Origin of the sequence: Aquimarina macrocephali (genome assembly GCF_051627225.1) — a bacterium.
Classification (GTDB): Bacteria; Bacteroidota; Bacteroidia; order Flavobacteriales; family Flavobacteriaceae; genus Aquimarina; species Aquimarina macrocephali.
Genome location: NZ_CP151795.1, coordinates 5,227,740 through 5,239,296 on the forward strand (window position 1 = coordinate 5,227,740; position 11,557 = coordinate 5,239,296).

At 30.4% G+C, this 11,557-nt stretch carries 12 protein-coding genes; all 12 read right to left on the reverse strand.

The window, feature by feature from the left end:
- Nucleotides 1-147 precede the first annotated feature (147 nt).
- A complete protein-coding gene (locus tag AAFU52_RS23215) occupies nucleotides 148-498 on the reverse strand; it encodes a DoxX family protein (protein ID WP_024769520.1) in 351 nt (116 codons plus the stop codon).
- Nucleotides 499-585: 87 nt separating this feature from the next.
- Entirely contained in the window at nucleotides 586-1,152 is a 567-nt protein-coding gene (locus AAFU52_RS23220; RefSeq protein ID WP_024769521.1) for a Crp/Fnr family transcriptional regulator, read from the reverse strand.
- Nucleotides 1,153-1,315: 163 nt separating this feature from the next.
- Nucleotides 1,316-2,293, reverse strand: a complete 978-nt coding sequence (locus AAFU52_RS23225; RefSeq protein ID WP_024769522.1) for a hypothetical protein — start codon at nucleotides 2,291-2,293, stop codon at nucleotides 1,316-1,318.
- 256 nt (nucleotides 2,294-2,549) lie between these two features.
- Nucleotides 2,550-3,764 carry a serine hydrolase domain-containing protein gene (locus AAFU52_RS23230; RefSeq protein ID WP_438423740.1) on the reverse strand — a complete coding sequence of 405 codons (1,215 nt, stop codon included), beginning with the start codon at nucleotides 3,762-3,764 and terminating at the stop codon, nucleotides 2,550-2,552.
- A gap of 182 nt (nucleotides 3,765-3,946) precedes the next feature.
- Entirely contained in the window at nucleotides 3,947-4,531 is a 585-nt protein-coding gene (locus tag AAFU52_RS23235) for a hypothetical protein (protein WP_024769525.1), read from the reverse strand.
- Between the two features lie 431 nt (nucleotides 4,532-4,962).
- Entirely contained in the window at nucleotides 4,963-5,496 is a 534-nt protein-coding gene (locus AAFU52_RS23240; RefSeq protein ID WP_024769527.1) for a hypothetical protein, read from the reverse strand.
- A gap of 99 nt (nucleotides 5,497-5,595) precedes the next feature.
- Nucleotides 5,596-6,456: an SH3 domain-containing protein gene (locus tag AAFU52_RS23245; protein ID WP_024769529.1), complete on the reverse strand. Its 861-nt coding sequence runs from the start codon at nucleotides 6,454-6,456 to the stop codon at nucleotides 5,596-5,598.
- On the reverse strand, nucleotides 6,453-6,710 hold the full coding sequence (locus tag AAFU52_RS23250) for a hypothetical protein (protein WP_438423744.1): 258 nt from the start codon (nucleotides 6,708-6,710) through the stop codon (nucleotides 6,453-6,455). Before AAFU52_RS23250 ends, AAFU52_RS23245 begins: the two co-directional genes overlap by 4 nt.
- Before the next feature lie 71 nt (nucleotides 6,711-6,781).
- A complete protein-coding gene (locus tag AAFU52_RS23255; protein ID WP_024769531.1) occupies nucleotides 6,782-7,372 on the reverse strand; it encodes a YdeI/OmpD-associated family protein in 591 nt (196 codons plus the stop codon).
- 266 nt (nucleotides 7,373-7,638) lie between these two features.
- Entirely contained in the window at nucleotides 7,639-8,184 is a 546-nt protein-coding gene (locus AAFU52_RS23260) for an MOSC domain-containing protein (RefSeq protein WP_024769532.1), read from the reverse strand.
- 24 nt (nucleotides 8,185-8,208) lie between these two features.
- Nucleotides 8,209-8,604, reverse strand: coding sequence for a hypothetical protein (locus tag AAFU52_RS23265; RefSeq protein WP_152538496.1), 396 nt, complete (start codon nucleotides 8,602-8,604; stop codon nucleotides 8,209-8,211).
- 134 nt (nucleotides 8,605-8,738) lie between these two features.
- On the reverse strand, nucleotides 8,739-11,156 hold the full coding sequence (locus AAFU52_RS23270; RefSeq protein ID WP_438423747.1) for a TIM-barrel domain-containing protein: 2,418 nt from the start codon (nucleotides 11,154-11,156) through the stop codon (nucleotides 8,739-8,741).
- Between the last annotated feature and the right edge of the window lie 401 nt (nucleotides 11,157-11,557).

The window sequence follows — 11,557 nt, forward strand, 5'->3', positions numbered from 1 at the left end:
CATATTTTATTTTAATTGTTTAAAACGAAGCAAATGTTTGAATTTCACATTCTCGTATCATTGAAATTTTCTGCTTGTATTGCGTTTCAAACATTCCATTTGGGATGTCTTGATAGGTAATTCATTCCATAATTGTATTGTTAATGATTATAATTCGATAAATTTTGGATTTCTTAGATAGAAAACAAGCCAAACTAAAATTAGGACTATAGCAGGCATATATATTGGAATAGACCAAATCATATGCGTTACAATTGCACCACCCATATATGAACTTAGCAATAGAGTACCATATTTATTTGTTTTTGGAATTAAGAAAAGAAAAGCTATTACAATCTCACCAATAGCAATTACAATTCTCCAATCGGCTAACTGCATTTGGTTCATCTGCTCGGGTTGAAATAACTTTGCTCCGGCACTACCTAGGTATAGGATTAATAAGAGCCCAGCAAGTATCCAAGCAATAATTTTTTTCGTTTTTGAAATTTCGCTGCTCATAACAATTGATGTTTAAAAGTTTATGACTACAAAACTATATAACACAGCTTCTTTAAAAATTAAGGTATCTTAAGAAATAGATAAAACTTACTTTTTTCTTAATTCACTTAAGTATTCAGGTGTAATTTCTAGGTAAGATGCAATCATATACTGAGGAACTCTTTGAGAAAAACTTGGAAAGTGTCTAATTAAATGTGTGTATCTGTCCTTACTATTCATTTGTAAATAAATGTCACTTCTACGTTGAATAGCAATTAACATGTTTTCTGTAATCATTCTGAAAAATCTTTCAAGTTTTGGAATAGATTTAAATAGCCTTTCTAATTCTACTTTGTCAACTATTAGAACTGTAGTTTTTTCAATTGCTTGAATAGATAAGTAAGAAGGAATATTTTTTATATAGCTTTCCATATTAGTTACCCACCAATTTTCAAGAGCAAATTGAGTTATTTTTTCATTCCCTTTATCGTCGATATAAAAAGAGCGAACTAATCCATTTATTATGAAATAATTGCTTTTACATATTTGCCCTTCACAAAGAATGTAATCTTTCTTTTGAAATGTCTTTGGTATTAATTTAGAATAAATCTTATCTATTTCGGTGTCACTAAATTCAACATATCGATTGAAATATGTTTTGATTTGTTCTTTCATTTTGAGTGATTTCCTATATTGTTGCCAACGGTCTCGGCTATGATTTCGTTGTGGAATCATCCGCAGGATTATTCCGCCGAAATCCAGCCATTTGATTTATACTTTTACTATGGTGTAGCACAAAACCACAATGAATTATAGCCATTGTTGTAGTGCGTTTTTTTTATTCATCAGGTAATAGGTCAGATGTAAATCCACTATTTTTTTCCCATTCCCTAACTCTTTTCATTTTCTTTTTTTCAATAAATTTTCCAGTCCAAGGGTCGAATGAGTAAACATTATATTTATATACAATCCTTGAACGTCCTTTATCTTTAATGTCTTTTATTTCATTTGTAAATTCAGTTATATAATACTTAAACTGTCCGTTATAAAATTCAGCTTTTTTGAATTTTTCCCATTTTAAAAATTCCGATACTTTTTCTAAATTATTTACTAGTAAACCTTTTGTTTTTGCAATTTCAATCGCTTTGTTTTTATCAATTTGGAATGTTTTATTATTGGATTTCACGTTTTCAAATCCGTAATTATTCCAGAACCCTTCGTTAGGAATATATTCTCCTTTTTCGTCCAGTTCAATTCCAATCATTTCGTCATACCATTCTGAGGTATTTAATTTTACTTGGTATCTAAATAAAAATTTTGTTGGTTTTCTTTCAATGGGTTCAGTCCAACTTCCGACATATCCATCTGTGTCATATGCATAACAATTAAAATCAAAACGAACGTAATTTTCGAAAAACTCTTTACTATATGTATTTATTATTAGATTATCTGCTTTGGTTTTCATTTGTTCAAGAAGTTCGTGAAATGGAAATAAAGTTTTGTTTACTTCACAAACTGCATTATCGTAATCTCTTGTGAACATTAATTGTCTGTTAAAATTGTATTCTTTCCAAATCCCAATTCTCTTTCCATCCTTTATCGACCAACCTTCAGTATTTAGTCGAGTAGTGTCTTTGATAAAATGAACACTATACCACTCTAAATCCTTGAATTTATATGTTTCGGTATAGGTTTTATAAACGGAATTCTTAATGATTCTAATATGACTCGAATCAGTTTCTATTTTCTTTTCATTGAACTGTCCAAAAACAGAAAATCCAGACAGGAATAAAAAAGTTAAAATTAGAAATTTCATTTTCAATGAGTGTTTTTTTTAATGTTTGCCAACGTCTCGTATAAGAAACGTAGGGTAATTAATAAGCACTTTCGTTTCGGTTTATTACTTAGCTAAATATAAATATTTTGTTTTTATCTTTTTCTTCTATAAACGCCAAATTTATATTTGGTGACCTCGTAAAAACACACAAACCTTTAAGAAAACCCATATTAGCTATGTTTTATATACGGTATTACAGCCAGTTTTTATTTTGAATCTTAGCTGTTACTTAATTCTAATTTAACTGTAAAGCAACATTCCATAAATCAAAATCACTACTGTAATATTGAAGTGAATTACCACAGTGAACAATTACAGTTTCTTTTTTGGGAATGATGTAGATGTTCTGTCCAAGATTACCATTTGCATAGAAATGATAAGTACCGTCTTTATTTACGTGACCCCACCATTGATAATTGTAGTAAATTCTTTTGTCACTTCTTCCAAACCATTTTGGATAAATATCACGAGGAATGGATTTATTTTCTTGGGTAGACTTTAATACCCAGTCCTTTGATACAATTTGATTGCCATTCCAATGTCCTTCATTGAGCATGAGCTGACCAAAACGAGCATAATCAATTGCTCTAGCAATCAAACGACTTGGCATATATTCAAAATTAGACTCTTCACTATCTATAGAAAAAAGCGCATCATACTCCATTATTTTTGACCATAATTTTTGTTCCAGATAATTGGAAGCAGTTAAACTGGTGGCTCTTTCAAGAATCAATCCTAAATAGCTTGTATTGTAATTAGAATATTGAAAATCTTTTCCTGGTTCGGATGAAATATCAACATTTTCAAGTAACAACTTCCGAATATTTGGGTGATAATAACCAACAGCTTCATCGTGCCAAGGTGAATGAATGCTAGTGAAGGGTATAAGACTTGTGTTGTACTCAAGCCCAGAACGCATTTCAAGTAAATGTTTGATGGTTATTTTTTTGAAGCTTGAATCTCGTTCTAAAAGTTCAGGAATATAATTTGTTATTGGGTCATTTACACTTTTTATAAAGCCATCATCAATAGCAGTTCCAATTAAAAACGATATAAACGACTTTGCCATAGATTGAGAATGGAAATAAGAATCTCTACTAAAGCCATTAAAATATTTCTCATAAATGATTGTATCTTTTTTTATAACAATAAGAGCGGTTGTTTGAGACTCGATTGCCCAATCTTTAAAGCTATTAAATCCAGTTTTAGTTACGAGTTCTTCAAATAATGACTCTATATACTTCTCTTTTGGTTTTGAAATAAATGTATTAGTATGCTCTGCTCCTTGAATCCTATGATTTTTAAAGTTTTTATAATCATAAACATCAGCCACATTCATTGTTATAAGCCTATAAACATAGGTAGGTGTATATTGAATAGAAAGAAGTATCAAAAGGAATAGAACAAATGACAGTACTGTAAGAAATGTGATTTTTAGTTTTTTTCTCATTTAATGTTTTTGATTATTTGTAGAATGTTTTGGATAATTGGCTGTAACGTGTTTGTGTATGGTTAGTGGCGTGTTTAAGTATCTAATTTAAAAAATATAAACTGAATAGAAAATCCGCGAGGATTTTCGTAAGTAAGCGATGATAGCCAGCCATTAATTTTACACGGTGTTCTACGCAGTTTTTATTCAGATTTTAATTCCGTTTCTATTATTTCTTCGTCTATGATTTTTTCGATTTCGACACCATAAATATTATCTATGTTTTCTGGATGTAAACCTTTCATAGTTTTAAAATAGTCAGCCATAAATCTATTTAAGTCAACTAAACCATTAGTAAAATAATGAACTTTAATTCCTTTGTGCGAAACCTGAAGAGTTCCATAATCTTTTTCTTCAGACTTTTGTCTCTCTACATTCCGTTTAAAGAATTCCTCAATTTTCCATATTGAATCGGTTTTTGGTATTTTATTTTCATAAACCAATTTCCATTCGGGATTTTCGTTAAAAGTTTCTTCGTTAAATTCAGTTCGTATTTTAATTGAATCAGATTTTTTTGTTATTTCAATGCGTTCAACTGCTTGATAGGTGCAAACAGAATGGTCAAACCAAATTTTGATTGTATCTAATTCAGTCATTTTATTCTTAAAATCGGTTAATTCAGTTTTTATATTAAAATCAGATTTTGCAAATTCCGATTTCTGTTCAGTTTCATTTTTGCAAGAAACTAATATTATAATCAGAAAGATGATAGTTATCTTACTTTTCATTTAGTTTGGTTTTAAAAATTCCGAAAACCCATTTTAGATTTACAAAAATCAAAATCAGTAAAATTATTCCGATAATTACAAATTCATTTGTCGGTAAGTTTTTAAAAGACGGATGTTGTATTTTCTCGATTAATGCAATTGAATATGCAAATATTAAAATACCTGTCAGAAGTACAAGAATTGATTTTCCTATAAACTTAATTGTATTCAAAATATGATGTTTATTCATTCGTTTGTTGGTTGGTAAAATTGCGAAGAACGTTATAAGTATGTGTAGTAGCAGAGCAAAATGTTACCTTGCCATCGACTTTTTCTGCGTTGATTTTATAATTTTCTCATCATAAAATCTTGGCGCCATAGCAAATATAAAAGAATCTTTGGGTAATCACTTAACTGCTATGATCACATACTTGGTGTTGTGTACAGTTCTTTTATATTTCTCGTATTACTTTTCCGTTCTCAAATTCAAATTCGAGTCTTATTTTTTTGTCATTTAATTTTGGTAATCTTTTAATAGATTTCGCGTCATCAATTCCGAAAAACTCATCGTCTATTTCAAAATCATATTCCGTTTTTCCAATTTCACGTTCGAATATCCAATAATTCCTTAATATGGATATATATGGCATCGCAATTACACTTTTCGAAGTTTCACGAATATGAATTTCATTATCAATTTTCACTGAATTTTCATTCACTATTGCAAATCCAATGGTTGTTAAAAAAGGAATCATCATGGGTAATAGACTCAGTCCAATTATAACAATCAGAATACCTCCATAAATTTTCGCCCACTTTTTTCTAATAAATTTAAAAACGATATAGAAAGTACTAAGAAACCAAACCCAGAGAATAATTCGATCTATTAAATTTCCAATAAAGGAAATATCTAAAGTTAAATAAAGAATTAAATCAATTAACATCAATGCTGTGATTCCAATGTATATTTTTATTTCTTTATTCATTTTACAATAAACTTCATAATTGTACACAACGTCTCTTGTATGATGCGTTTGCATCCCGAAGGGTGCATATGCATTATACAAATTGTTAGCATTAGTTTTTTAGCATCCCATTGGAATTTCAAACTCAATAATTTTTTCGGTAATCTGATCGTTTTTATTAGTCAGGATAACTTTTAAAAATATTTTGCTCATTGAAACTCCACTTGGGTATTCATTTGCTGTTTTAATGTTTTTTATCAACTTAGACCATTTTTCTCCGCAAAATTCATCAACTGCACTTTTAAGTTCATTGATTTTTACAGGAATAAACTTCTCCCAATCTTTCGTTGAATATTTAAAGGTTTTAAATGAATTTTTGATTTTATTATATGGTAGTTTTTTCCACTCAGAGTAGAAATGTTTCCATTCCGTGAGGTCACAATGAGGACCTTCATCCATTATCGTAATACTATTCTCATAGCGTTGAAAAACTTCTATTTTCTTATATTTTTTCTGAATGATTTTGAGGAATTTGTTTTCAGGTGTTCCAGATAAATCTAAACTTACTTTAGCCGTATCCTTTTGAACTTTTGATAATACTGTTAAATCTCCCATTAGCCCAATATTATCTAATTCTAAGATAAAATCATTAAACTTTATTTCTACCCGTTCTTTTAGAACCTTATCTATTAGAAAACCACTAAAGACATAGCCACTAGTAACTTTACTATTTACAATCCCTTGAACTTTTAGCCACGAACCGTTTATTTTTTCTCCATTATCAACTATGAAAAATTTAATGTTGGTTTTTTCTTGAACTTTAATTTTCTCAGCATATTTAAATTTGCCTAATCTTTTAGATTTTTTATTAGGTTCTTCTCTAATTATTAAACCATTGTCCGCATTAACATATAATATTTCTTGTCCATAAGAAATATTATATGTTAAAATTAATAGTATGCTTAATATTACTTTATTCATTTTTGATAATAAGTACCTGTTTCGTTTGATTTTAAATCCTTAATTACGATTTTTCTACTTGTAAAGCCAAAAACACTTTCTTCTTGACTAATTAATAATGCTTTTGGTATATCTTTTAGATATAAAGTATCATTGACCAGATTGTATCTTTCAAAACTTATTACATCTCCAATATGATATCCGTCACCATATTTCCACCAACCTTCTTTTAGTTCTTTATTACTTAAACAAGAAGTCAGAAATATTAATGTCAATATGCAGATGAGTTTTTTTATCAATCTATTTATGTATTAATGCTAACGTTTATATAAGAATAATATTAATTTTATCGATACTTATCATTCAACCCAATACCATCGAGTATCATTGGGCTTATTTTTTCTAATCTCGATATACGAGTAGCTTCTCGTTTTGCAGTAGTAATATATTCTGCGTATTCTTTTTGTTTGAAAGGAGTTAGTTGTTCAAAAGATTTTTTCAAATTATCATTAGCATTCAGTGCAGTTAACAATTCAGAAGGAATCTCGATTGTTTTTGACCTTTCTGGTTTGATTTCTTTACCTTCTTTTTGGTTTCTAATCGCCTCTTTTACATACTGAAGTATTAATTTTTTGTCTATCTCATCAGTAGTATTAAATCTCCATTGTCGTAAACCTTTGGTTTTTCCTTCTTGAGCATTTAACAACTTCTTTGCCTTATCTTCTAAAAACACCCCTTGATAAAACCAAATCCCAACATAGGATTTAAATGCTCCTATTCCTATTACATTTTTTCCATTAATAGTATAAACCGGAATCCCCCATTTTATAGTCTCTTCCATTTCTGTAGTAAGCATTATTGATCTTAAGATTTCTAATGCTTCTTTCCATTCTTCTTTCTTTGAAATAAATTCTTCGACTGATTTATTTTTTTGCATAACTCCAGGTATTAAATTTATACGTTTCAGAACACTACTAAATTATAGATATAACCCGTTGTGCATTTAGGAAGATTATTACAAAAAAAGCGTCAATTCGAGTGTTTTGTCGTAATGGAATGGAGACAAAATGTATCGAGAATAGCTTTTTAAAGCTAAAATCCTATTCTCGATACACTTCTCCTAAAGTCGAATCACTCGAATTGACGGATTATAGTTAAAAAAAATATCTAAATGCACAACAAGTAGATATAGTATCCTTTTTCTTATACTCTTTCTAGTTTATGGTAAGGTTCTTCGGGTAATAAAATTTCAATTTCGTCTCCAACAGATATTTCTCCACCTTCTACCACCACTCCCATAATACCGGCTTTTCTTATTAAATCCCCATTCTCATCAGTATCCAAAACAGCTTTCATCAATCCTTCTTTTATAGAATTTAATTGATTACAAGGATTTCTTAAACCGGTTATTCTAATTTTCACTTTCTCACCAAGCTTCAGAATAGTACTCTTAGGAAGGCCTAATAAATCTACCCCGATAGTAGTAATATTCTCTCCCATCTCTCCATTTTTGATATAAAACCCTTTCTGCTTCAATTCCTCAAATAGTTCAGAATGAATCAGGTGTACTTGTCTTAAATTTGGTTGGGTAGGATCTTTTAATACTCTAGATCTATGTTTTACTGTTTTTCCCATATGGGCATCTCCTTTAATGCCCAATCCTTTGATAAGAGTTATATGCTCGCAACTAAATTTAGTAAAAGTGTGAGATTGACTCTTGCTTACACCTAGTATCTTTCCTTTCCTCATTTAGTATATAATACGCCAATATTCTTATTTTCTTTTCAACGTAGAAAAAGCTAAAACATCTTTTCCATCTATAATATAATAGCTAAAACTAATATGATTTTCATCCACTTTGGTTATGATTACCGTTCCTTCTTTTATACAGCTATTGGTGTTCTCTAAAATTAATTCATTAAAAGTAGCACGATTATATGAATACTCGACCAGTTCCCATTGTCCAGAACATTCTAAACTTGGATATTTTATCTCAAATGATTGTCGGTAAATATCGATCTCTAAATTAATAGACCAGGTATTATTATCTTCTAAATCTAATTGACACCCTACTCCTTCCCACTGGCCATCAAGCCAAACTATATCATCGGTTTTACATCCAACTAAAATTAAGGCAATAAAAAAAAACAGTATACTCTTGATTTTCATATTTTTTTGCATTAAAAACCTTAGAATTTTGATGCAAATCCAAAGAAATACCAATCGCAATTTATAATACTAAATTACCCGTATTTATTTTCTTCTAATTCTTAATCGATTAAAGGTTTTAAGACATACAATATCTATATTTTTAGATTCTTTTGCAAAGAAATATTCACGTTTTTAGTTTCTTTAGAATTCCAATTAAGGCTTACTTTCAGCTTTTTATCTTTTTCATCCCAATCAAACAAAGTAGAACTTCCCTTTATTGTTATAGATTTTGGTTCAGTTTTAATATTATGAATAATCAAAGTCACTTTTCTGTCACTTGATGTGTAATTGGCTCCTTTTTCTGCTGATAATGTTACAGATAATTTTTCAGGAGTCGTTTTACTATCAAATTTTAATATTTCATACTTTCCATTTTCAAAAGCATTAGGCGTTTTACCATCATCATCATACAGTTTACCATAACTTGTCTTCACTTGATCATCATGATAATAATGTAGTGTTATATCTTTGGTCGTATACATTTCTGTGGTTTGTACAGGTTTTACCATAGGAATAAATGCTCCTGCTTTTACAAATACAGGAATGTGATCTTCTACTATTTCAACTGTTTTAAATGTTCCTCCTTCAAATTTTTGTCCGGTAAAGAAGTCGTACCAATTAGTTCCATTTGGAAACGGAATATCCATAGATGCAATACCTGGTTGTACTATGGGTGATACCAGAAAATGGTCTCCCCACATATAGGCAAAACTTATTTCGGATAATTCTTTATTATCTGTACTTTCAAAAAACAAAGGGCGCATTAATGGTAATCCCATTTGATTATTATCAAAAGCAATGGTGTAATTATAAGGTAGTAAGCTATATCTAAGTTCGATACTTTTCTTGGCTAAAGCTTTTGTCTTTATATCATGAAAAACAGGTTCTGGTGCAATCTGTTCCTGAGCATGTGGTCTGAATATTGGTTGAAACACTCCATATTGTAACCAGCGAGTATACAATTCTGAATCAAAAACCTCACCGCCAGCAAATCCTCCCAGGTCAGAATGCATATACCCTAATCCCTGCATCCCCATCTGCAATGCTATTTCTGTTTGGGATTGCAAACCACCCCAGCTTCTACTTACATCGCCAGACCATGGGATCATTCCAAATCGTTGAGATCCAGAATATCCCGAACGCATTAATATAAATGGACGTTGATCAGGGAAATCTCTTTGGTACCCTTCCTGTACCAATCGCGCCCAATCATGTCCATAAATATTATGAACCTCATCTGCACTTCCTGTAGCATGCTGTAATTCTGAAGGATGCACTTCGGGTTCTCCTAAATCACCCCACCAACCTGCTACTCCATAATCGCGAGTATATGTAGCATAAATATCCCAAAACCATTCTTTTCCTTCAGGATTATAAATATCTATAATTCCGGTATTTCCAAAATAAAAATCATATTGAAATGGATTCCCTTTCATATCTTTTCCTAAGACACCTCTCTTCACGGCATCATCCCATTTTTTTGAAGTCGTTAATACAAAGGGCTCTGTAATCAATATTGTTTTGATTCCCTGATCTTTAAAATCATTTATCATCTGTTTTGGATTTGGAAATGAGTCTTTCAAAAACTCAAAATTCCCCATATGTCCCTTGATCTCTTTTCCAAACCAATAAATATCCAGAATCACTGCATCTAGTGGTATACTATCTGCTTTAAATCTAGCTATAGTTTCTTTGGTTTCTTTTTCAGAATGATACCCGAAACGACTCGCAAAATTTCCAAATGCCCAACGAGGAGGCAATGGTTGTTTTCCTGTGAGGTTGGTATATTGATCTATTAGGTCTTTCCAATCATCCCCTGCAACTACCTGATATGTTTTTCTTCCGTTAATGGTTTCATATTGTAGTGTATTATCTTTTTTACTATCTATATCTAAAAATCCAATCGGAGCATTATCAAAATGAACAGCATATATTTTAGAAGAAAGCACCAAAGGCATTGTAAAATTCATTAATTCAGAATAATTTTCATACCCATAATGAGCTCTATTGTATAACTGAAGTCTTTTACCTCTACGATTCATCCCTACCACTCGAGATCCAGCTCCGTAAATCACTTCACTTTTATCCAGGTTAAAATCTAAAATTTCGGTAGAATCTGTTTTTATATATCCCCCTTTTTCAGAAATCAGCTTCTTTCCCTTATACGTATATGAAATATGAAAAGGTACTTTGGTGATATGAACATCAATCCCATTGGTATGTATAGTCAATACACTATCATTTTCTAATACCTGTATTTTTGTAGCAATAGAGTTTAAGATTACAGCATGAGATTGTGAATCAAATGTTTCCCCTGTTGGTATAAATGAGGTTTCTATAATTTTATCAGAATAAGGTTTAATTATATATTTTCCATTATCCTTAAACACCTCGATATGAGTGTCTTTTTTTTTGAAGCCTTGATATGGGCCTTCGTACTTCTTTTTACAAGAAGTTGTCGTGAGTATAAGTGCTACAAATACTAGAAAAAAGGTAAACTTAGAATTCATATTCAACATGTATTTTTATCAATAGATAGTACTCAAATATAACGGAATCCCAATAGAATAAGGATATAACGATAGCTGCACGAGAAGAATTATTGATTTTTCAGTAAAACTCAATTTACTTAATAAGAATCACAAAAAATCACTACAACGTTTTCGTGAAAATTTCTAGTACAAATCAGGCTTCTAAATAAGTTCATCATAAAGTGCTGCATATTGGGTAACAAAACTTTGCTGAAGCCGATATTACAAGTAAAAAAAGCATTTCATTACGGTAAATTCAGAAAAATAAAAATCGATAACAGACATAATCATTTATTTAAGAATGATAAACAATCAGGTAATATACGCGATGTAAATTTAGGGTGTCATTAACCAAGCAAATCTTAAATGTACAACACGCC